Raw genomic sequence first — 23,285 nt, 5'->3', positions numbered from 1 at the left:
CGAATAATAAACATGGAAACAGTATTATCCAGAGGCTCAAAGAGGTGTAAAGGATGAAATCGCAGAGCAAATTCTTCCTTTCGGAATGAAACTTTTCGTGAAAACTATGAAATACGATTTCATGAGGAATTGGATGGTGAATTCCAGTGAAAAGGGCCTTCCGGGTATTTGGGCAGGGATGATTTGTCGAAAAAAGTATTTTGATGACAAGGTGACTGAGTATAAGGATGATGTTGAGAGTATCGTCAATCTGGGAGCTGGGTATGACACAAGATTTTTGAGACTTTCAGGCCTTGATGCATTGAAACTGTTTGAGGTGGACCAGCCCAACAATGTCAGAAATAAGGTTAAATTGCTCGAACAACGTCTTGGCAGCATGAAAGAAAATATCCAATATGTCTCTGTGGACTTTGATCATCAAAATACACTTGATTGTTTGATTGAATGCGGATTAGACATAAGCAGACCGACTCTTTTTCTTTTGGAAGGCGTTAGCCAGTATTTGACCAAAGAGGGATTTTTGGATATATTAAAGATGATATCCAGTATGCCAGTAGGCAGTGGTCTGGTTTTTACGTATGTTCTGAGAGATCTAATCGAAGGTAAGGTCATGCACGGATGGGAAAAAGGTTACCAAAAATATGTACAAGAAGATAAAATTTGGCTTCTCGGATACAATCCGGAGGAGTTGCCAGAATTATTGTCAGTATATGGGTTGAAACTTGCAGAAGACAAGAGCTTCGAGGATTTAGCTCCCCAATATGTGGATGGTCTTAAGCGGAACCTTGCATCAACGGTTATTGAGAGAGTCGCTTATGCTGTCAGAGTTGACGATTAGTCTTTCAAGCATGGATCTAATGATTCGGCCTTTTAAAAAGAGTTTCATTAAAGGCTGGATATGGGATTGGTTTACAATTTTGCGGTCTCACCAATGTCCTTACATCGAGAGGAACAGACCTTAAAAGAAAATCGTGACGAAAGCGTCGCTAAATTTTGAGGAGGTGTATTTAATGGATGAAAATTTGATCGCCCCTTGCGGGATGAACTGTGCTTTATGTATCGCTTATCAATTTGGCCAAAATGATTTTAATAAACGGGGATTTCATAAAAAATATTGCCCTGGTTGTATTCCCCGTGGAGAAAATTGCAGGCACATGGCAGATGCATGCCAATTGCTGGCACAAGGAAGCGTTAGGTTTTGCTTTGAATGTGACAGATTTCCATGTAAGAGGTTGAAAGCTTTAGATAAGCGCTATCGCACAAAATATCATATGAGTATGATAGAGAATCTCAATTTCATTAAAGAATTTGGAATAGAGGAATTTTTAAAGCAGGAACAAGTCAAATGGGCGTGTAAAGATTGTGGAATGACTATTTGCTGTCATAACGGATTATGTTTGAATTGTAATATTGATAAGCTGATCATGAATAAGAAATACCACTGGGAAGATGAAAATGATTGTTAGGGATTTTTATTAAGAGTAGTTAAATTAAATAATGAAGAGCGATCAAACATATCTATGCAGGCGCTAAAGTAAATGATTGACGAAACGTTTGTTCCCTGTCAGTACTAATAATTTAAGCTAATATTACTGAAGAAATAAGAAGACGAGCTAAATGAATCTGATCTTAAGGCCCGGACACTATGCCTGAAACGTATTCGTGCTTTTTAAACAGAAATTGGAAAATATAAATAATGGAGAATATGGATGTTTAGAACAGAATTTCATATCAAAGAGATGGATTGTCAAGCTGAAGAGCAGTTGATTAGAATGAAGCTTGCGGATTTTTCATCGATAAAAAAGTTGTTATTTGAGATTGAAAATCGCAAGTTGATAGTTGTTCATACAACAGATATTGAGGAAATAAATGAGGCCATCAATTCTCTTGATTTGGGCTCAAGTCTGGTTGAAACGATTGAGATTTCTGATGGGGAACTTTATGAGGATAATGATTCAATCGACGCAAAACTGCTTTGGCTTGTCCTGGGAATTAACTTCAGTTTTTTTGTCGTTGAAATACTGTTTGGTTTATTATCGAATTCGATGGGCCTGGTAGCTGATTCACTGGATATGCTGGCCGATGCTTTTGTTTATGGCTTAAGTTTATATGCGATTTCTGGGACTTTGATTGTTAAAAAGAGAATTGCTGGAATCAGTGGTATTTTTCAAATGATCTTAGCCTTTTTAGGATTTGTAGAGGTTGTTCGACGATTTATCGGTATGGAAACGGTACCTGACCCACTGATCATGATCGTGGTATCTGTTTTTGCCCTGATTGCTAATTCTATTTCATTAGTGATTTTAAATCGTTCCAAAAGTAAAGAGGTTCATATTAAATCCAGTCAGATTTTCACTTCAAATGATGTTATTGTAAATATTGGTGTAATTATTGCGGGTATCCTTGTTTTTGTATTTAAATCAGGAATCCCTGATTTAATAGTGGGGATTATTGTTTTTTCTCTAGTTTTAAGAGGTGCAATCAGAATTATAACATTAGCAAAAGCATAATAAATTTTTAAAGCGACTGAAGCCGTCGCTTTTTGTGTGCAGAAGAATAAGCGAATTTTTCTCACCAAAATACAAACCCGGCACAGATTTAATGGTCTGCAACCGGGTTTGTATGAACGTTCAATAGCAATTATCATGATAGTTGCTATTTTTTTATAGTTTTTAGCAAATTTGGCTTCCAGCTTCAGGATTAGCACTTTGATTGAAAATAGCAGTCGGTTTAAATACCCATAATCCACTCATTGGTAAACCAATTTTTGCAAGTTCAGCTTTTACGCCTTCAAACATTTCACCTTCTGTTTGCTTTTCAATAACTTCTGCCTCGATTAAATAGGCTTCCATATCTTTTGTAACTAACACGGCTACATTTTTGTTTTCAGCTAAATTAGCAGATGATTTTTTCATCATGACTTCACCACAGCAGACAACTTCACCGTTAGGTGACATACTACTACCTACAACAATAGAATGCGGCATACCATTTTTACCTACTGATGATAATACTTTAGTAGCAGCTTGATCATTTAATAAATTTAATACATTTTGTGGAATACTCATAATTTTTCTCCTTTACATAATTAGTTTTTTGTCAATTGACTTTGAATTAATAACATTATATAATCGAAGTACGAAATTGACTAGTACAAATTTAAAACGTGTATAGCATAAAAAATCATACTGTGAGATTTTATAGTAATTATTTGCAATGTTAGGAGGGCATGATTTGGGACAATATATGCAAATGTGTGAAGAGGAGTGTAAAATAGAGGATAGTTTAAAACCGGATATTTGCACGGTCTGTATTACACAAAGATTAATGAATGGAAAATGGAAATGGTTAATCATTTATTTATTAAAAGATAAGAGGATGAGATTTTCTGAAATTAAAAGAGCTATTCCCAAAGTGACGCAAGCCTATTTAAGTAGTCAGTTAAAAGAGCTTGTTGAGGATAGCATACTGGAGCGATATTCATATAATGTTGTACCGCCAAAAGTAGAATATTATCTTTCAGAAGAAGGAAAACAATTCGTTGATGTTATTGAGGGGATGGGAATCTGGGGTGCTGGCTATTTGGATAAACATCTTATAATGAACAAAGAAGATTAAACGAATGATTTTGGGTTATGTTCAATTGCATAATAATAAATACTGACGAAGCGGTCATTTTTCCAGAATCGTTTCATTGTGATTAAGTCTTTTGCTTTTCCCAAAATTTATATAAAAATTCGATTAAAAAACTTAGTAGTATCATACCTATAGCAAAAATAACACCGCTTTTATTAGAAGCCCATTGTTGGTATAAAAGTCCCAGGAAAGCACTTCCGCATAAAAAAGTTGCCAAAGCAGAAATAAATGGGTTCGCTTTTAATTCCTTGTGTTTGCGAAAGACGACAAGATTAACAAACATAAAGATTAGCAGAAAACCGGCGCTTCCTGAGGTGGAAATACTTGACAGATCCAAAAGGTTTACGAGTATCAATGTCAGAATAGAAGTGATAAATAGGCCAATTGGCTCATTCCAGAACATTTTAGTGAATTCTCTTGGCATTTCATCATCCTTTGCTTCTTCATAATTCACTCTGGAGCCACCGTAAACAGTGGCGTTTATTGCTGAAAAAGTTGAGATTAAAGCGGCAACTGCAATAACCGTAAAGCCGATGTTTCCAAATACTGGTTTGGCAGCTTCAGCCAGAACATAGTCCTGAGCGTTTGTAATATCTGAAAATGCCAATCCGCCAACAGTTATGACCGCAATTAGAACATATAACAGAATAACCGCTATGGTTGAAATCAGGTAGGCGCGCATAATATTTTTATTTGGATTTTGAATCTCTGGAGAAACATTGGCGATCAGTTCAAAACCTTCATAAGCAACAAATATTACCATTCCACCGATACTTAAATTCCATAGATTGGGCCAGTTTTGAACAGACAGTTGAGAAAGATAATTTGATGATGTCAGTCCATAGAATCCGGCGCCAACAAAAATCAGTAAAATAATCATTTTTATGCCTACTGCAAAAGTCTCAATTTCACTGACGACCTTTACACTGTAGTAGTTAATGGCTGTGGCAATAACGATGATCATCGTAGCATATATATGATAATCAATAGCGGAACTTCCACTTACAGAAAAAAGGGTTGAGGCATAGGTTCCAAATGCGCTGGCATATAAAGACAGCATAATGATATAACTGATCCAAAGTAGGTTATTGATCCCTCCGCTAAAGATTCCGTTACCAAACCCCTTATTAATAAATTTGACGGTACCGCCACTACTGGGATACTCCAGAGATAGTTTACCGTAGCTGTAAGCAGTTAAAAATGCTATAAAACCGGCTATAGCAAAGGATAAAGGGGCACCGCCTTTTGATAATGAGATTGATAGGCCTAAAACAGCAAAGATTCCTCCTCCAACCATACCACCGATACCAATGCCAATTGCTCCAATAAGTGAAACTCTAGTTTTTTTCTTCAATTAATCCCCCTATAAATCAGTGCTATAATCCATAAGAAATATAATTTATTATATCCTTAATCATTTTAGTCCGCAACTTAATGAAATGGCCGCTATTTCAACTGTTCTGATGAAATTTTTAATAATGTTGTGGCAATAACTAAAAAAGCTGGAAATGTTATTAAAGATGAAAGCAGGATATATATAAAAGTAGCTTTTTAGAAGCATAAAATATTAGATACAATGAATTACAACTTCTAAATTATTTTTAAGTCGGCTGATCAATTAGTTAAAACGTAGATATTGAAATCTATTGATTGCGTTAAATTTTGTAGAAGAAGTATTGACCTGGTTTGTCTGAATATAGATTTTTTGTTATTAAATACTAATAATTTATAATAGGTTATCATTTAATTATATTGTAAATAATAATGAATTTTGCTATGATATACGATAATTTTTAAAGATTCAATATTCTGATGATTGAAATTGTAGATGGATTATCTTAAAATTATGGTAGTTCTCTGGCAGCAATTTCAAATTCTTCACGACGAAAAGAGGAAAGACAATGATTAATAAGAACCTGATCTTACATGAGATAGAAACATTAAATCATTGGATCAAAGAAAAGGAAATTACAACACTTATCAATGATTCTCGTTCTGTAATAGTTCAAATATTTTCTGCAAAGAACGAGCCTGAGTGGTTTTTGGAAATTGATTCAATCATCAGAACTGTTGTCCCCCAAGCAACCATTGTTGGCGCAAGTTCTATGGGAGAAATCTTAGAAGGTCGTTTATTGACAAATACCACAATTCTTTCCTTTTTATTTTTGGAAAGAACTCAAGTGCAGAGTTATTTCATTGAAACAGAAGCTCAGAATGAAAAAACATTAGGAAAAAAACTCGCGGAAGAAATTGAAACGGACTGTGATAAGATTGCCGGAATATTAGTCATGTCTACTCCTGCTACAACAAATGTTGCTGATTTTTTATATGGTTTTACGGTTGGAAGAAACGGCAGCTATCCAGTTTTCGGAGGAGGTGCAGGGGTTTATGATACTGGTCAAAAACCACTGGTTACTCTAAATCAGCAATTCTCTTCCAATGCAGTTGTTGCCTTAGTCTTTTCAGGAGATGAGATTTTTATCAAAGTCCATACTTATTTGGGTTGGGAGTCGCTTAGTAAAGAATTGACTTTGACAGAAACAGATGGTTTGTGGTTAAAAACAATTGATGATCAGCCAGCATTTGATGTCTATCACCGTTATTTGAATATTCATGATGATGAAAACTTTTTTTTAAATGTTCTGGAATTTCCGCTTCTTGTTGAAAGAAACGGAATTACTTATGCTAAAACCCCTATTTCTGTTAATGAGGACAAAGCAATAAAATTTTTGGCAGACATCAGACAGGGAGAATCAGCACGGATCGGTTATGGAAATCCGGCAGTGATAATTGAAAATGCCAGGGATATCCAAGAACGGGTTCAGTCTTTCAACCCACAAGCGATTTTTATTTTTTCCTGTACCTGTCGTCGTTTTTTACTGCAGAGTGAAGTAGAACTCGAAACTAAAGCATTCGAGAAAATTGCACCAACGTCGGGATTTTATACGCACGGTGAGATTTATTCTCCTGATAGAAATGTGATGATTCTTAATGCGACAATGGTGGCGGTGAGTATGAAAGAAAACATTTCCGAATCGTCGATGAGTACGTTGAAGGGTGGACATGCTCAGGAGGCTAGGGAGGCTTTCAAAAATAATAATGTTGAATCGCATCAGCTTTCATTTTCAAAGACAAAAACTAATGCAGCTAACGGCGGGGAACAAGTCATTGAAAAGGTAAAGGAAGAACAAATTTCTAGTGATCCATTTATTTATCAGAACAATCTGATTATTTCCCGTCTGGTTAATTTTATCAAAGCAGTTACTGACGAACTTGAGGTGGCTAACCAGACAACAATACGATTGGCTGAAAGAGATTATTTAACTCAGGTCTATAATCGTATGAAAGGACATAAGCTCCTAGTCCGTGAAGTGAGTAAATGTAATCAGCAAAATCTGAGATTATCTATTTTAATGATTGATGCAGATAGCTTTAAGAAAGTTAACGATACTTTTGGTCATAATGTTGGTGACGAAATATTGATTCAGTTAACAAGGGTTTTGAGTAATAATATCCGAAATGTTGATATTTTAAGTCGCTGGGGTGGTGAAGAATTTTTGATCATAATGCCGAACCTTGAAAGTGACGACGCCATCAGAGCTGGGGAAAGATTAAGAGCAGCATTAGAACAGACTTTGTTTACACATGATATTAAACAAACAGCCAGCTTTGGTGTAGCTACCTATAAAATAGGAGAATCCCCTGATGAATTGATTGATCGGGCAGATAAGGCTCTTTATGAAGCAAAAAAAATGGGGCGAAATCGTGTCGTTTTCAAAAGTGTAGAATAAGCATAGCTGAAATAATTCAAAGTTAGACAATAAAATATGAAAGGATTAATCATATGAAGACAAAAAATGTTTTTACCCTTGGAATTATTTGTTCGGTTCTTTTCACACTAATCATTGCATGGTTCGGAACTGGCTTAGGAGCTTTTCGCGAGACTTTATTACCAGATCAGGGGGCGGCTTGGTATTACTGGAAATTACCTGAGATTAGCCTTTGGGCTACCGTGACGATGTGGCTCTGTTATGGAATTCATCAGATTTTAGTATGGTTTTTTATCTACAAACTTCAGCATGAAAAACATAATCTTCAAAAAGACACAATTGGAAAATATAATGTAGCTCTACTGATTGCCAATGGTGTTTTTATTATTCTGCACGTATTTCAAACGCAATTCTTTTATGATGGTCTGGCGCAATTTGTCCCAGTAGCATCTTCTCAATATTCCGTTATTGTCATGCTTGTTTTTATGCTGATTTTACTAAATGGGCGACGCGGCTTATTCTTTGGTAAAAAGGTACCTTTGTCTGCAATTGCTGTTTCTGGTATAGCAAAAACCCATGGTTATTTTATTGCCTGGGCAGCAATTTATACCTTCTGGTTTCATCCGATGGAAAATACATGGGGCCATTTGCTTGGCTTTTTCTATATGTTTCTGCTGATGTTGCAAATGTCTTTTGCATATACAAAAATTCATATTAATATAAAATGGGTCACAATACTCGAGGTTTTTGTCACATTGCATGGGACTGTTATAGCACTCCAAGCCGGTCAAACGCTGTGGAGTATGTTTCTGTTTGGCTTTGCCATGATGTTCATTGTTACCCAAATGTATGGGGTTGTAAGATGGAAGTCATTGCGGATTGGATTTACCCTGGCTTATTTAGCCGTTGCAATTATTGTTTATAGTGGTATATTAGGAACAGGACAGCAAATATCCCAAATCCACCAAATTTTTTGGATTCCGGTTATTCTCTATGGCCTCGTTTTTGTAATAGTTGGCTCATACCATATAGCGATGAAAGTGTTTTTGAAAAAGCAAAAGGCCACCAAACAAGGAGCGTATTCACATGAATAAAGAGACCCTTCAATTTATTAAATATACTGAGAAAAAGATTACACCTAATGGCATAGCGGAGACTTCCAATAATGCAAAAAAATTATTGAAGTTGCCGAAATTTCTGCAAAATTTTATTATTAATCTGAATATCAAAAATAATGATTATATGGGATTTGTCGTAGAACCGTACAGCTTTTTTCTGGCATACGAAATAACTGAGGAAATGGTTAAAGATTACCTGCCGGATAATTACGAGCTGGTACCTATCTCGATATTTGATCATTCGGAAAGAAAAAATTGTGCCATTATAGGGTGTTTCAATGTACATACCAGTGTTTTTTGGGGCTCTCGATTTGAGTTGTATATCATTGCCAGGAATAAGGATAACGGCTTAATATCCTGGTTGATTGGTGATTACGAATCCAATACTTTTCATTATGATCCGGGAAAAGGGTTTTTACCGGAAACACTTAACAAATCAGTATTTACGACTTCTTATGACGGAAATATTATCTGTGACATAGAAAGTAAAAAAAGCAGTACTAAAATCGATTTAGTCGTTGATGTGAATAGAAGCAATTGTATCTTTTTGAATCAAAAGCTTTGGATTGAAGGGAATTTATCTATTGATTATTCCGGAGAACTTAATAATAGTGGAAAAGATCCCTTTGGACTTATTTTTGATCCGATGGAAATGAAGTGTGCACAACATATTCATCCAGATCAGATTCAAATCAATCATCTTGAATTTGGTTTTATTAAACCTGGTATGAAGCCTTATGAATCGTGCTGTTTTCCATTTGCACAGCATTATCTCACAACAATTTTTCCAGAAGGTCATATGATGAAAGATGAAAATGACCTGAATAATAAAATCAAAGAGATTGTAGCTGAGGATAAAGAAAAATAAATCTATATAAAAGAATGGTTAAGCGTATTATTTTTTAGGAGGCGAGAAAATGTTTCATAAAATGAGAAGATTTAAACAGGCTGTATCAGAGTCTGAATGCAGGAAGATCTTATTAGAGGAAAAAAGAGGAACTTTTTCAGTCATAGGGACTAATGGTTATCCATACGCACTGCCCATTAATTTTTACTATGATGAAAAAGATAATCGTATTTATTTTCATGGCGCTAAAGAAGGACATAAGTTTGAGGCGATAAAAAAATGTGATAAGGTCTGTTTTACCACTTGGGATAGCGGCTTTAAAAAAGAGGGGGCCTGGGAATGGAATGTTACCAGCGTCATCGTTTTTGGTCGAGCAAAGCTTATTGAAGATAGTGAAATCAAGGAAGATAAAGTTCGCAAGCTTGCTTTGAAGTACTATCCGACTCGTGAAGAGGTTGAAGAAGGAATCGCTCATGCTCTTGATCGCACACAGCTTTTTGCCATTGAAATTGAGCATATGACTGGCAAGCTGGTAAATGAAAAGTAAATAAGAAAGAGAGTTCGGGTATTGGAAAGGAAATTTAATGGGACATATAACGAGTAAAGATGCATATAAGAATCTTGAAGAAAGAATTAACTGGTTTACCCAGGGCGCCCCACCCACAGAAAGCTTGTATAAAATATTGCAGGTTTTGTATACACAAGAGGAAGCAAAAAAAGTTGCATTGTTGCCTGTTCGTCCATTTACGGCAAAGAAAGCTGGCAAAATCTGGAATATCAGTGAGCTGGAAGCCGAAGTGTTTTTGGAGCGTCTGTGCGAGAAAGCACTGCTGGTAGATTCCTTTTATGAAGGCCAACGGCAATTTGTAATGCCACCTCCGATGGCTGGTTTTATTGAGTTTGCTTTGATGCGTACAAGAGGAGATATAAATCAGAAGTATTTAAGTGAGTTATATTATCAGTATATGAATGTTGAAGAAGACTTTGTTAAAGATCTTTTTTACGCAACTGAAACATTTCTTGGTCGGGTTTATGTTCAGGAACCTGTTCTGACAACGGAACACACCATTCATATTTTAGATTATGAAAAGGCCAGTCATATAGTTGAAGAAGCCACTCATATTGGACTCGGAACTTGTTACTGTCGACATAAAATGTTACACACAGGACATTCATGTGAGATTGATGCTCCCTTAGATGTTTGTCTTACTTTTGGGAATGTTGCCCGCTCTCTGGCAGATAATGGTCAGCATGCCAGGTTAATTGACAAAGTTGAGGCAATGGATGTGCTGGAACGTTCTTATGCTGCCAATCTGGTACAAATGGGAGAAAATGTGCGGGAACATCCAGCATTTATCTGCAATTGTTGTGGTTGTTGCTGTGAAGCCTTACAGGCCGCAAGAAAGTTTAGTCCCATGCAGCCTGTGGCCACTACCAATTATATACCTGTTATTTCAGAGGAGTGTATCGGGTGTGGTAAATGCGAAAAAGTCTGTCCAGTGTTGGCAATTGCCATGAAGAATAAGCAAGAGGGGAAGGATATAGCTGAGGTAGATCAAGGTATTTGTTTAGGTTGCGGCATTTGTGTCAGAAGTTGTCCGAAAAAGGCTATTCATTTAGAACGAAGAGAGATACAAGTTATCACCCCTGTCAACAGCACGCATCGGTTTGTGCTACAGGCCATTGAAAAAGGAACACTTCAAAATCTTATTTTTGATAATCAGGCGTTTGCCAGCCATCGTGCAATGGCAGCAGTATTTGGTGTGATTCTAAAATTGCCTCCCATCAAACAGATTTTGGCCAGTAAACAGTTCAAATCAATTTATTTGGATAAGTTATTATGGTCAAAAAAGTAAATAAAAAAAAATGAAGCAGTATCTGATCTTTTCGGAAGCAACGAATAAAACTATTGCTCCGTTCTCAATTCCTATTTTTCTAAGGAGCGAAATTCTCCTTTTTCTTTCTTCAATGTTTTCTCCTCTTGGTTCCAAGTTAGTGATAATATTTAAGTGATTTTATACGGAATTCTAAGAAGTTTTAACTCTAGCTGCCTTTTAGCTCTGTGACATCATCACAGAATACAAATTAATGAATTGTTATACTATCAATATTAAATACATTTAAAAAGGTGGTAATCAATATGTCAAATGTTATCATAATAGGAAATGGACCAGCCGGTATTTCAGCAGGTCTCTATACTACAAGAGCGGGAATTGATACAACGATTATCGGAAAAGACTTCGGGGCATTGGAAAAGGCAACAGAAATAGAAAACTACTATGGTTTTGGAGAGCCAGTTGCTGGAAAAACTCTGGTCAATAATGGGATAAAAAATATTAAAAGGCTTGGAGCTCAGGTGATAACTGATGAGGTGCTTAGTTTTACATATGGAAGTAAAAAAATCGTTCAAACCAAAAATAATGAATATGCTGCAGACAGTATTATTCTGGCAACTGGTTCATCGAGAGCAAAGCCAAGAGTAGAGAATTTATTGGAATTTGAAGGCCGGGGAGTAAGTTATTGTGCTGCCTGTGATGGTTTTTTTCATCGGGGAAATGACGTTGCTGTTTTAGGAACAGGCGATTATGCGGTGCACGAAGCATTGGAACTTGTTTCTGTTGCCCGCTCGGTTACTATTCTAACAAACGGAAAAGAACCGACTACAATAATTCCTGACAATATTAAAATCAACAAAAGAAAGATAAGTTTTCTGGAGGGCGATGTGTCGCTTGAATCGGTTGTTTTTGATGATGGAACGTCGCTTTCACTATCAGGCTTTTTCGTTGCTCTTGGTGTAGCAGGAAGTGCTGATCTGGCTGTTAAACTTGGGGTTGCAACCGCGGACAGACTAGTTTTGACTGATGAAAATATGGCAACTAATATTCCAGGAGTATTTGCAGCCGGTGATTGTACTGGCGGTTTGCTTCAAATTTCAAAAGCGGTATACGAAGGTGCAAAGGCTGGAACAGAGGCAATTGAATATATTCGCAGTTTATCGGTGCAAAAAAGTGCCTGAATAAAATAATAAAAAGAATATAACCCGTATGTTTTATCAGCTCATTCGCTGATAATTAGCATACGGGTTAAACAATTTATTTTGTAGCCTTAGTTGTCCAATCTGGATGTATCAGCCGACCGGAGCATAGTTAAGTTTGATGTTGCCATTGTTATAAACAACATATTCGTAGGCATCATGAAGAACACCATTTCGCTCTTGGCTTCCGTAAATAACACGTCCGGATTCAGACTCCCAACCGATACATTTAGTCGTAATTCCTGGTACATATTCATAACAGGATTTTAAATAGGCGTTTAAATATTCAATGCGGTCCTGATCGGTTTCAAGTGAGACGGTTTGTCCCGTAGCGATATAATAAACAAAGCGGTTGTGTGTTATATCAAAGATACTTCCAATGGGAGAAACATAGTAAAGATGTTCTTCGTCAGCATTTTTCGCCAGAATAACATATCCATTGGATTCGTCATAACTCTGATAAGAAAATGACTCATAAGTGGAGTCATTAAAAAAATCGCTGAGGTACTGTACTGCTTCAGTTGAGTCAACTATTGCAGGTAAAGTTTCGTCGCCAACAATTGCAACGATGTATTCATTTTTGAATCCATCATAAATGCTGCCAGCAGGAGATACATAATAAGGTCTTTCTTGAGCCCCAGTTATGATTCCCAAAAAGCTGTAACCTTTGCTTTCATCATATCCCTGATAAGTAAATTCTTCGTAAGTGCCGTCACTGTAAGATGACAAAAATTCTGCCAGATAAATACTTGCTTCGTCGCTGCTGCAAACATAAGGCAGTGTTTCATCGCCAACTATTTTCACACGATAATATTTGCCTAGGGGATCATAAACGCTACCTTTGGGTGATACGACGAATGAATGTGGTTGTGAGCCGGTTGATTGACAGACAAATTCATAGCCTTTTGATGAATCGTATCCCTGGTAAGTATACTCTTCATAGCTTGAGTTGGTCATTTGTTTTAAATAGGTCTGAGCTTCTTCCATGTCTGTAAATTCGCGTCGCACATAGGCATTTTCGGTGTCACCAGGTGCATCAGAGCCAGAAGGTAAGATTAGAATTCTTATACCTTCTAAACGGTATCCAAATGCTGAGGTTCCAGCTGGTTGGCCGTTTTTAGCCCAGCCGAGCCAGCCGAAGTTTTGAGCATGGACCTCATAATAAACATCATATTGATCGGCATTTTCACCAGACAGATTAATCATAATGGCTTCAAGACGAAGACCTTCACCCTCGGTACCGGATACGTCACCATTAGAAATGATTGATGTTCCGTATTCTGATTCCCAGCCTAAATTTTGAATATGAGTTTCATAGTTTATGTCAACACCCTCAATGCTACTTTCAATCGTAATAGCTTCGAGGCGAAGACTCTCGCCAACGGTGCCAGAAATTGCACCATCGGTGACAGCATTTTGCCAGCCAGAATTCTCGATATGAGTTGCGTAAGTAACATTGGGGGACGAACTTTCTTCGTTAGTATCGATAGCCCAAACGGTTGAACCGGAAAAGATCATTAAAAGTGCTAAAACAGAAATAGATAACGTTCTCATAAAATTCACTTAATTCCTCCTTTTTAATCATAAACAAAGACCGCAGATATAGTTGATTGACGACCAGTTGGTCCACTACTAAATATAACTGTATTCCATTCTCCTTTCAAAATAAAGATTGTTAATCAAGCAAAAATAATTAAGCAATTAATTTATAGCTTACTTTTATAATTGAGTTTGGGGAGACAATTCATTGACGACTGCTTTGATGATTGCTTCAACCCCGGGAAATAAACTCTCGTATTTGATATTTTCATCAGGATGTTCGACAAAGATAAAGCCGTCCTCTTTTAACTGAGTTACGTTTCGTTGGACACTTTTTTTGCTGTACATGGCAGGGTTGATGTGGGTTGCAATCATAATCGGTGATTTAGCAGAAAGAACCTTACTTGAAAGCAAATTATCGGCTATACCATTAGCCGCTTTACCGAGAATATTTGCTGAAGCAGGTGCAATCAAAAATAAGTTGGATTGAGCGGCTATTGATTGATGATTAGAATCATAAACTTTTGGGAGTTCAAACTGTTCGATTAATACGGGTGTCCCGGCTTCTCGCTGAATAAGCAGCGGCGAGACAAAATTAACGGCATTTGGAGTCATAATTACATGAACACAAGCCCCAAGTTTCCGTAATTCTGTAATTAGGTCAAGTGCTTTTATAGCCGGACTGCAGGCGGTGATACCGAGTGTGATGGTTTTATATTTTAACATAAATATCTCCTTAAATAAAAATAAGAGTTAGTTGTATAATAATCATTTTAACCGATTAATATTGAAATTGCGAGTCCTTTATCCTAATGGATACCTGCTTACATTGCTTCCCAGAAAAGAATCGGAACTGAATATATGGTATCGTCATGTAAAATAATGTGATATACTGCTAGGGAATGCTCAATTATACTAAATTTTCTTAAAGTGAAAGCTAGAATTTCCGGGAATCATAAGCCCAGTGAAGGAGGACTTGTCGTTGTTTTTTACGACAATTCATATCAAAAGGAACACAGTTTTTGCGAATTGCACCGGCGTGACGACGGATGGCCTTCCAGCGCTTAATTTGTCTTAGGTCCTCTTCGGGAAAGCGTCTTCCCAGATAATAGCGACAGTACCATTGAAACCAGCCGCGGGGATCAGCTGGGTGAATCCAGCCCTTTTTTTGCCAGACACTTAATGGGAGTGAAGCATCGACACCAAAGTAATTCAATGAGATATTTTTAAAAGCGGGTGAAAGTTTAGCTTTAGAAAACCAGTCATCAGGAAATTCACGCTGGCAGTCTGTCATGTATTTTCCCCCGAAGATTCCAAGTTCTAAGAGTTCCTTTGGGGTTAGCTCAGGTTTAAACTCTGGATGGAAATTTTTACCGCAAGGTTCGGTCAGGTAGTAGTGGCCTCTTTGCATCAGGTCGTTAATGATTATTTTTTCCATAAATATCTTCTTTCTAAATTGAAAAATATCTTGTTTAGACTATAATTATAGCATGAAAAATGACAATATGTAACGTAGACATAAGACATGAAAGGATAGCATCAATAATTTGATGCAATAAGTTAAATGAAAAAATTAAATGATTATTTATATTCAGGTGATACAGTCCTAAGGATTTTACAAAGGTATTCCGAAGATTTGAAACATTCTGCAAAGGAGACTCATAATCAGATCGATCTGGTGCACTGTAATTTTTTACTTCAAATTGCTGAGCTTCTCCAACATAACGATTTCTTGACTTCTCAATCGCAGCGAATAAGGGAGTTTTATAAACTAATGGCTACCGATTACGATTTTCTGGCTTTTACTTTTAAAGGACGAATAAAGTCGTTAATCCGTGCCGAGTCGAAATTTAATGGTTATATAGTCGAATATATTTATGAGTATTATATTAAACATGGCAATTATCCGTCATTACCGGAATTAAAAAGTGCCTTGGGTTGTTTTCGCGATCTGATCGCCTACAGAATTGTGATATCTTTACCAAAATGTCATCTTAAAGAAGGGCAGAATATTAGTGAAGAAGAATTAAAGTATTTATATAAAGTCGCTAACCAATTGCCTGGATTTTTGGAAGAAAGAGGTTTTTCAGCTGAGTTAGCAGCACTATCGGGACAGGAAAATTCACATTTATTGGATGAGTCGGTTAGGCCATATTATCGAGACTATATTGTCAATTCCGAGTCGAACGGTTATCAGTCTTTGCATATAACTTTTTATGATATTATTGCTCGTTGCTATGTGGAAGTTCAACTGCGGACTAAAGAAATGGATGATTTTGCCGAAATTGGACCAGCAAATCATTTGGGTTATGAAAAACGTCAGGAAAGTGAAAGAGCTAGACGGGATGCCATTCCTGTAGGGGAAAATATTTATTTTGATGATGCCTATGAAAGAGGAATCGCCTTACAGCAGCTGGAATTGTCTAAATTAGATGTCAATATGTTTTCGGCTATGAATAACTCTCTGATTAATGATGGTTGCGGACTTTTTCGAGGTCGGCAAATTCTGCCTTTTGAGCATTTGTCAAGATTCCAAAATGACATTGTTGATTAAGTTAAGGCTGATTTTCAAGGATACATATTGCATATTGAATGCTAAATTTTAGACAGGTTAATATTTCGAGGAGGCAATGAGAGACGTTGTGTTTACTTAACAAAACGTAGCTCATTGTTTTTTTAGGTTCATTTTAAAGGTAATACGAACTAGGAAACTTAATACTTTCTTCAACCGGAACAAATTCAAGATACAATCACTTATCAGTCACATTATGGAGCTATGATGTTAATAATAAAAAATACCAGGAGGTCGTAATAATGAGACCGATAGTGATTATTCCTGCCTATAAACCCGATAAACGCCTAGTTATATTAGTTGATGAATTAATAGAAAAAAATTTTAATATGGTCGTTGTGGATGATGGTAGTGGAGTCGAAAGTGAAGTCATCTTTGATATAATCAAGAAAAAAGTCCATGTTAATTTTTGTCAGCATCTGGAAAATAGGGGAAAAGGGGCAGCTCTAAAAACAGGGATTGCTTTTGCTATGCAAAAGTATCCAGAAACTTGCGGTGTTGTAACGGCTGATTCTGACGGACAGCATAAACCGGATGATATCGAAAAAATCGCTGATGAACTTGTGAAGAGCGGTGACCAGATTATTTTGGGGTCACGAAATTTTAGCGGAAAACAGGTGCCGTTTAAAAGTCGATGGGGCAATCGAATTACTTCACTGGCATATCTTTTGAGCACTGGTCGAAAATGTAGGGATACCCAGACGGGACTAAGAGGAATTCCAGCCAAAATGGCAAAAATTGCATTAGCTGTACCAGGAGATCGTTATGAATATGAAATGAATTTTCTGATGGAAGCTGGCAGAGCCCAATATGAAATAAGAGAAGTTCCCATTGAAACAGTCTATATCGATGAAAACAAATCTTCACATTTTCATGCAATCAAGGACTCTGCAAGAATTTATTTTAATATTTTAAAATTCAGTTTATCTTCGCTGATTTCAGCAATCATTGATAATTCGCTATTTGCATTGTTTATGGTTTTCGCATTTACGACGTCGTCAACTGGCATTTTGGCTGCAACAATTATGGCACGAATTATTTCTGGAGGTATTAATTTTTTGATAAATAAGCACTGGGTTTTTAGGTCAGCAGAACACAAAGGAAAAGAATTGCTGAAGTATATGATTCTCTTTACTTCACAAATGTTTTTGAGCTGGTTTTTTGTCAGCAGTTTGAGTATTTTCACGATACATTTGAGTATTCTAAAAATATTCGTGGATAGCAGTTTATTTATTATTAGTTATTTTGTTCAGAGAAATCTGATTTTTACTGAAAAAAGAAAGGAGATCCGCTTCCATTGAAAAAAAATCTTTCAAAACCCTACTGGTGGGCGATTATTTACAGCGTTCTTTTAACGGGGTGTTTTATATTTGTAATGTTAGATAGCTTTGTAATAGAAAAGGCTTATGCTGTCGTAGATACAAACATTGACACGGGAGTTTCTACAGAAACTCTGGATTCAGCGACTTTAAATGAGACAAGTGGTGCAGTGATTACAGAAAATTCTTATCAGGATGAAGAAATCAGCATTACTATTAGTGTAATTGAAGAGTATGATTCAACTATTTATATTGCCGACATTGAACTTGAAGATCCAAGTCTTTTGAAAACTGCCTTAGCAGGAAATACCTATGGACGTAATATTAAAGCGACAACTTCTGAAATAGCTGACAGTGTGGATGCGATCTTTGCCATCAACGGTGATTACTATGGATTTAGAGATGACGGATATGTCCTAAGAAACGGAGTTGTCTATCGCGACGTGGCCAGAGAATCAGGCGATGATCAGGCACTTGTAGTAGATGATGATGGAAATCTTTCGATCATCAATGAAAGTGAAATCTCTATAGATTCATTTGATACAGACAGTATCAGCCAGATCCTTTCATTTGGTCCAGCACTGATTGAGAACGGTGTAATTGTCGTTGATCAAAACAGTGAAGTTGACAAAGCGATGACCAGTAATCCGAGAACGGCAATCGGTCAGATTTCCGAGGGGCATTATATCATCATTGTATCAGATGGCCGAACTGATGAAAGTGCGGGTTTGTCACTAGAAGAACTGGCAACTGTTATGCAGGAACAGGGATGCACAGTGGCTTACAATCTTGATGGTGGTGGCTCTTCAACAATGGTCTTTAACGGAGAAGTGATTAATCAGCCAACGAGCGGGAAAACGATTGAAGAAAGGGAGGTCAGCGACATTGTTTACATTGGATATTAAGAATCAGATGGTTAAAACATCTCTGGTATATGCCATTATTTCAGCGCTGCTGATCGGAATAAACTGCATATATGGTTTGTTTGGTCATGGTGTGCATTCTCCATATATGACATACATGTTTCTCTATACATTGTTGGGGGGATCACTGTTTTATATAGGGTTATATAAATCACTACCCAGTTTAATTAAGTCAAAGGCATACCGTTTGCTCAATAATCTCTATAATTCCGGGATTGCAACCTTAACAGTTGGCAGTTTTTTATCCGGTATTCTAGAGATTGCCGGTACAGGTTCTGACTATCAGAAGTATTTTTTCATAGTTGGCTTTAGTATGGTTGGACTTTCTGTTATCGTGATGTCAGTGGCAATTATTATGCAGCGTAATTCTCAGAAACAGGTTGAAAAAGTAAGATCAAGAGATATAGTACGAGATAAATCATAAATAAAAAGATATCGAATGACACAGTTACTTAAATGAAATTGGCTCATTTTGATATCTTTTCTTTTTAAGATTTTCAAAATCACTCAATCGGTTTAATTTCAATTGTTTATATTATTGCGGCTGAGTTAAAAGAGTACTTTGTAAATAGATAGAACGGAGGAATAAATAGTGGTCAGACAAATTATTAATGGCGTCTGCATGGCTTTGGCAGACAGTGTGCCTGGTGTATCGGGCGGGACAATTGCATTTGTTCTGGGATTTTATGACAAGTTTATTGGCAGTATCAATGATCTCTTCTATGAAAAAGGTAATAAAAGAAAAGAAGCAATTATTTTTCTTTTAAAGCTTGGAATCGGCTGGGTAACAGGAATGATTGGTGCAGTATTGGTGATTTCAAATGCCTTTGAAGAGCATATTTATCTGACATCTTCATTGTTTTTAGGGTTGATCGTAGCATCGATTCCGATTGTTATCAGAGAAGAAAAAGACGCATTGATAGAACGAAAAAGCAATCTGATTTTCACTTTGGTCGGAGCATTGCTGGTTATTGGGATTACTGTCTTTAATAATACAAGTTTTATGACGGAGATCAACTTAAATAGCCTAAACATTTTTCTAATCGTCTATATTTTTATCTGCGGCATGATTGCAATATCAGCCATGTTTTTACCAGGTATTTCAGGTTCTTCCTTATTGTTGATTTTAGGTTTGTATGTACCGATAATGAACGCGCTTAATGAAAGTCTGCATTTTAATAGCTCATATCTTCCGGGGTTTCTTTTGTTTGGAGCAGGTATTGTCACAGGTGCCTTTACAGTGGTAAAAGGCATAAAGTTGTGTCTGGAAAGGTATCGCTCAAAAACAATGTACTCTGTCATTGGTTTAATGATTGGTTCATTGTATGCAGTTGTAATGGGACCAACAACTCTGGAAATTCCGTCAGCCGCCATGTCATTAAGTACTTTTCATTTAAGTGCTTTTGTGATGGGCGGCTTACTGGTAAGCATATTACAGAGTTCTGGAAAGAAAAAAGCAAAAATTGCAGGTAACATATAAAATTATTGATGTTGAGAAAAGAAGATTTTATTTTTAATTTAGTAAACAGGTTGACAAATAAAAAGAATTCATTTATTATAAGCTAAATATTAAAACGTTGATGAGAAGTAGTAGTTATCAGATGATTTTCAGAGATCTGCTGGGTGGTGTGAAGCAGAAGTTAGAAGATGATGAACTGATCTCGGAGTTGCTTGCTGAAATAGTCAGAGTAGGTTAAGTCGGAAGCCCACCGTTATAGGGGATAGATATCGGTTTTGTTAAACCCGTATTGAAGTTGCTGTAAAATAGAGTGGTATAGCAGATTTATCGTCTGTCTCGTTTGAGACAGGCGTTTTTTTATACAGCGAATTCATCGGGACAATAAAGGGTATTGAATGAGTGCATACATTTTGTATGTAAGCGTCAATTACAGACCACATACCAACCAAATAAAAAAACTGATACAATTCTTTCAAACTATTAAAGGAAGGATTGTATTTTTTATGGAGAAAAGTGAAAATCGGATACTCTGGGAAGAGCGGATCAAAGCACAATTGGCAAGTGGACTGACGCAGCGGCAGTGGTGCGAAAAGAATAATCTTGCTTTGAGTGCATTCCGATACTGGAAACTGAGAATCAGCAAAGCAAACCGGGATCTAAATGATCTGGAACCCCAGGAGTTTGCCGAAGAAACAGTCAACTTTGCCGGAATTGTTATTGCGCCGGAAATATCATTTAAAAAACCTTTATCTGGAACCCCAAAAGTAATAGAAATCCGGATTTCAGATGTGGTTGTTATGATACCGCCTGAATTTTCAGAGAATCATCTTACAAATATAATTAGCGCAATCAGAAAGGCCTGATCCATGTTGACAGGCCTCAACTCCGGAAATGTGCATATAGCTCTGGGAGCCACCGATCTCAGAAAAAGTATCGATGGACTGTCCCTGATTGTCAGGGAAGTTCTGAAAGAAGATCCCTTTTCCATGCACCTGTTTGCATTCTGCAATAAACGCAGGAATCTGATTAAAATCCTGGTATGGGATCAGACCGGCTTCTGGATTCATTATAAACGTCTGGAAAACGGCTGTTTCCAGTGGCCGGAAAAAAGTGGCGCCCCTTCCATTGTTGTGACTGAAAGAAGTTTCCGGTGGTTGCTGGATGGACTGACCCTTGATGAAAAACAGGCGCATCCGCCAGTGAAACAGCGGATTTTAATCTGAAAAATAAGGTTGAAAAAGCTTTTTTTGTCAGCTGATCTATGGTATAATAGCATCATAAAACGGCGATATTATGCCAATCATAAGTAATTGGAGTGGATAATGACAGGAAAGCGGTATAAGCATCAGATGGGTAAAGAAAACAGTTTAACAGAAACAGAAACACAAGATCCGGCACTGGATTTTTTATCTGTCATCACTGAACTTCAGAGTGAAAACACTCGGCTGAATTCAGAACTTGAAGAAGCGCAGGCAAAAATTAAATGGTACGAAGAACAGTTGCGTCTGAATGCCCAGAAGCGCTTCGGCAAATCCGCTGACACTGTCATAATTGAAAACCAGATCTCTTTTTTTAATGAGCCGGAGGTGACGAAACGCCCTGAGCAGGAAGAACCATCCATCGAAGTGGCTACCCACCGCCGTAAAAAGCGGGGACTGAACCGGGATTCTTTTGATGATCTGCCGGTTGAACGCATTGTTTATGATCTTAATGAAGATGAGAAAGTATGCCCTGTGTGTGACCATTCACTGCATCAGATGAAGGAGGAAGTGCGCCAGGAGCTCAAAGTGATTCCCGCCAAAGTGGTGCGGGTGGAACATGTCAGAAAAGTGTATGCCTGCCGACACTGTCAGGATCATGAGATCAAAACGCCGATTATTACAGCTAAAGCGCCCAATCCGGTTATTTCGGGCAGCTTTGTTTCGCCAAGTCTGCTTGCTTATATTCTATACCAGAAATTTGCGGCAGCCCTGCCTCTTTACCGGCAGGAGCAGACCTTTAAACACTTTGGCATTGAACTGTCCCGCGCGACGATGTCCAACTGGATCATCAAAGGCAGTGAGCGTTACCTTGAACCCCTCTACCGGCTGATGAAAAAACATCTGGAAAAAGAAAGCTTTCTGATGGCTGATGAGACATCACTGAAAGTTCTGACTAAAGATGGGGAAGCCTGTACCAGCAAGGCCTATATGTGGCTGTATCGTCCCGGGAAATACGGAAAACCCATGGCGTTGTTTGAATATCAGCCGTCCCGGAGTGGCAAACACCCCAAAAATTTCCTTGAAAATTTCAAAGGAATCCTTCAAACGGACGGTTATGACGGCTATAACAGCGTAACCGATATTACCCGGGTCTGCTGCTTTGCCCATGCCAGACGTCAATACACTGATGCGCTAAAAGCATTGCCAAAAGGGACTATAAAAACCGAAACCGAAGCCTGGCAGGCCGTTCAGATGATAGGTGAAATGTTTGTCTTTGAGAAAGCGCTGTTAAAAGAAGACCTGACCCCGAAAGAGCGTAAGGAGCGACGGGAAAAAGAGCTTAAACCGCTGATGACAGCTTATTTCGCATGGGTAAAATTAATGTCGCAGAATACCCTTCCCAAAAGCGCCTTTGGAAAAGCGCTCAACTACAGTCTCAAACACCAGACTGTACTGGAAAACATTTTGCTTGACGGCCAATGTGAACTTTCCACCAACATTGCCGAACAACAGATCAAGCCTTTTGTTGTGGCCAGAAAAAACTTTCTTTTCTGTAAAACAGCCAATGGTGCCAAAGCTTCCGCCACTGCCTTCAGCCTGATCCAGAGTGCCAAACTTAATGAGCTCAACCCTTATGAATATCTCAAATTTCTCTTTGAACGTCTGCCGGATATAAACTGCGATGACGAGGTCGCACTGGAACCTTTTCTTCCCTGGTCCGATCAGCTGCCCGAGATCTGCCGCCAGTCCTTGGCCCAAACTAATCAGCATCAATAAACCAATAAAGAAGTTCGACTTGCGAGATGATTTTTATCATTATCTCATATGTCGAGCTTCTTTTCTATGTGGTTTGTATTTGACGCTTAC

General features: G+C 37.5%; 22 protein-coding genes, 1 pseudogene and 1 other annotated feature. Of the genes and pseudogenes, 18 read left to right on the top strand and 5 right to left on the bottom strand.

Features of this window, described 5'->3' with window-relative positions; all coding sequences use genetic code 11:
- Positions 1 to 46: 46 nt before the first annotated feature.
- The 3 genes and pseudogenes from Q5O24_09565 to Q5O24_09555 all read left to right on the top strand — a co-directional run bounded on the left by Q5O24_09565 (position 47) and on the right by Q5O24_09555 (position 2,510).
- Positions 47 to 838: pseudogene (locus Q5O24_09565) on the top strand (SAM-dependent methyltransferase).
- A gap of 172 nt (positions 839 to 1,010) precedes the next feature.
- Entirely contained in the window at positions 1,011 to 1,466 is a 456-nt protein-coding gene (locus Q5O24_09560; protein ID WKY46626.1) for a DUF3795 domain-containing protein, read from the top strand.
- A 243-nt stretch (positions 1,467 to 1,709) separates the two neighbouring features.
- Positions 1,710 to 2,510, top strand: coding sequence for a cation transporter (locus Q5O24_09555; GenBank protein WKY46625.1), 801 nt, complete (start codon positions 1,710 to 1,712; stop codon positions 2,508 to 2,510).
- Between the two features lie 162 nt (positions 2,511 to 2,672).
- On the opposite strand, the gene Q5O24_09550 is transcribed toward Q5O24_09555, so the two are convergent.
- The gene (locus tag Q5O24_09550; GenBank protein WKY46624.1) at positions 2,673 to 3,068 is read right to left on the bottom strand and encodes a hypothetical protein; all 396 of its coding nucleotides are present in this window, start codon (positions 3,066 to 3,068) and stop codon (positions 2,673 to 2,675) included.
- 166 nt (positions 3,069 to 3,234) lie between these two features.
- Here Q5O24_09550 and Q5O24_09545 point away from each other — a divergent pair, with 166 nt between their 5' ends.
- Entirely contained in the window at positions 3,235 to 3,618 is a 384-nt protein-coding gene (locus tag Q5O24_09545) for a helix-turn-helix domain-containing protein (GenBank protein ID WKY46623.1), read from the top strand.
- Between the two features lie 82 nt (positions 3,619 to 3,700).
- Here Q5O24_09545 and Q5O24_09540 read toward each other — a convergent pair whose 3' ends face one another.
- Positions 3,701 to 4,990: an APC family permease gene (locus Q5O24_09540; GenBank protein ID WKY46622.1), complete on the bottom strand. Its 1,290-nt coding sequence runs from the start codon at positions 4,988 to 4,990 to the stop codon at positions 3,701 to 3,703.
- A gap of 547 nt (positions 4,991 to 5,537) precedes the next feature.
- Between Q5O24_09540 and Q5O24_09535 the strand changes: the two genes are divergently transcribed.
- The 6 genes from Q5O24_09535 (at position 5,538) to Q5O24_09510 (ending at position 12,387) form a co-directional block, all read left to right on the top strand.
- Entirely contained in the window at positions 5,538 to 7,427 is a 1,890-nt protein-coding gene (locus tag Q5O24_09535; protein WKY46621.1) for a GGDEF domain-containing protein, read from the top strand.
- Positions 7,428 to 7,480: 53 nt separating this feature from the next.
- Positions 7,481 to 8,500 (top strand): hypothetical protein, encoded by a 1,020-nt coding sequence (locus Q5O24_09530; protein WKY46620.1) that lies wholly within the window; start codon positions 7,481 to 7,483, stop codon positions 8,498 to 8,500.
- Positions 8,493 to 9,392, top strand: coding sequence for a hypothetical protein (locus Q5O24_09525; protein ID WKY46619.1), 900 nt, complete (start codon positions 8,493 to 8,495; stop codon positions 9,390 to 9,392). The genes Q5O24_09530 and Q5O24_09525 overlap by 8 nt, the downstream gene beginning before the upstream one ends.
- A 49-nt stretch (positions 9,393 to 9,441) precedes the next feature.
- Positions 9,442 to 9,918, top strand: coding sequence for a pyridoxamine 5'-phosphate oxidase family protein (locus Q5O24_09520; protein WKY46618.1), 477 nt, complete (start codon positions 9,442 to 9,444; stop codon positions 9,916 to 9,918).
- 37 nt (positions 9,919 to 9,955) lie between these two features.
- A complete protein-coding gene (locus Q5O24_09515) occupies positions 9,956 to 11,227 on the top strand; it encodes a 4Fe-4S dicluster domain-containing protein (GenBank protein ID WKY46617.1) in 1,272 nt (423 codons plus the stop codon).
- A gap of 284 nt (positions 11,228 to 11,511) precedes the next feature.
- Positions 11,512 to 12,387, top strand: coding sequence for an NAD(P)/FAD-dependent oxidoreductase (locus tag Q5O24_09510; GenBank protein ID WKY46616.1), 876 nt, complete (start codon positions 11,512 to 11,514; stop codon positions 12,385 to 12,387).
- 111 nt (positions 12,388 to 12,498) lie between these two features.
- Here the strand turns inward: Q5O24_09510 and Q5O24_09505 are convergent, their stop codons facing one another.
- From Q5O24_09505 to Q5O24_09495, 3 genes are all read right to left on the bottom strand, one after another.
- Positions 12,499 to 13,959, bottom strand: coding sequence for a hypothetical protein (locus Q5O24_09505; GenBank protein WKY49242.1), 1,461 nt, complete (start codon positions 13,957 to 13,959; stop codon positions 12,499 to 12,501).
- 165 nt (positions 13,960 to 14,124) lie between these two features.
- Positions 14,125 to 14,670: a flavoprotein gene (locus tag Q5O24_09500; GenBank protein WKY46615.1), complete on the bottom strand. Its 546-nt coding sequence runs from the start codon at positions 14,668 to 14,670 to the stop codon at positions 14,125 to 14,127.
- Between the two features lie 211 nt (positions 14,671 to 14,881).
- Complete coding sequence (locus Q5O24_09495; GenBank protein WKY46614.1) at positions 14,882 to 15,382, bottom strand: hypothetical protein; 501 nt, start codon at positions 15,380 to 15,382, stop codon at positions 14,882 to 14,884.
- 126 nt (positions 15,383 to 15,508) lie between these two features.
- Between Q5O24_09495 and Q5O24_09490 the strand changes: the two genes are divergently transcribed.
- From Q5O24_09490 to Q5O24_09455, 8 genes are all read left to right on the top strand, one after another.
- Complete coding sequence (locus Q5O24_09490; protein WKY46613.1) at positions 15,509 to 16,498, top strand: guanosine polyphosphate pyrophosphohydrolase; 990 nt, start codon at positions 15,509 to 15,511, stop codon at positions 16,496 to 16,498.
- Between the two features lie 260 nt (positions 16,499 to 16,758).
- Positions 16,759 to 17,817 (top strand): bifunctional glycosyltransferase family 2/GtrA family protein, encoded by a 1,059-nt coding sequence (locus Q5O24_09485; GenBank protein WKY46612.1) that lies wholly within the window; start codon positions 16,759 to 16,761, stop codon positions 17,815 to 17,817.
- Positions 17,814 to 18,740, top strand: coding sequence for a phosphodiester glycosidase family protein (locus Q5O24_09480; protein ID WKY46611.1), 927 nt, complete (start codon positions 17,814 to 17,816; stop codon positions 18,738 to 18,740). Before Q5O24_09485 ends, Q5O24_09480 begins: the two co-directional genes overlap by 4 nt.
- Complete coding sequence (locus Q5O24_09475) at positions 18,730 to 19,182, top strand: hypothetical protein (GenBank protein WKY46610.1); 453 nt, start codon at positions 18,730 to 18,732, stop codon at positions 19,180 to 19,182. The genes Q5O24_09480 and Q5O24_09475 overlap by 11 nt, the downstream gene beginning before the upstream one ends.
- A gap of 198 nt (positions 19,183 to 19,380) precedes the next feature.
- Positions 19,381 to 20,238, top strand: a complete 858-nt coding sequence (locus Q5O24_09470; protein ID WKY49241.1) for a DUF368 domain-containing protein — start codon at positions 19,381 to 19,383, stop codon at positions 20,236 to 20,238.
- An 88-nt stretch (positions 20,239 to 20,326) separates the two neighbouring features.
- Positions 20,327 to 20,559: a binding site (T-box leader), on the top strand.
- Between the two features lie 161 nt (positions 20,560 to 20,720).
- Entirely contained in the window at positions 20,721 to 21,080 is a 360-nt protein-coding gene (locus Q5O24_09465) for a hypothetical protein (GenBank protein WKY46609.1), read from the top strand.
- A gap of 3 nt (positions 21,081 to 21,083) precedes the next feature.
- Entirely contained in the window at positions 21,084 to 21,440 is a 357-nt protein-coding gene (gene tnpB / locus Q5O24_09460) for an IS66 family insertion sequence element accessory protein TnpB (GenBank protein WKY46608.1), read from the top strand.
- 99 nt (positions 21,441 to 21,539) lie between these two features.
- On the top strand, positions 21,540 to 23,195 hold the full coding sequence (locus Q5O24_09455; protein ID WKY46607.1) for an IS66 family transposase: 1,656 nt from the start codon (positions 21,540 to 21,542) through the stop codon (positions 23,193 to 23,195).
- The last annotated feature ends 90 nt before the right edge of the window (positions 23,196 to 23,285 follow it).

This window comes from Eubacteriaceae bacterium ES3 (assembly GCA_030586155.1).
Taxonomy (GTDB): Bacteria; Bacillota; Clostridia; order Eubacteriales; family Eubacteriaceae; genus Acetobacterium.
The sequence above is the reverse complement of the archived record's forward strand: the minus strand, read 5'-3'. Positions and strand labels throughout refer to the sequence as shown.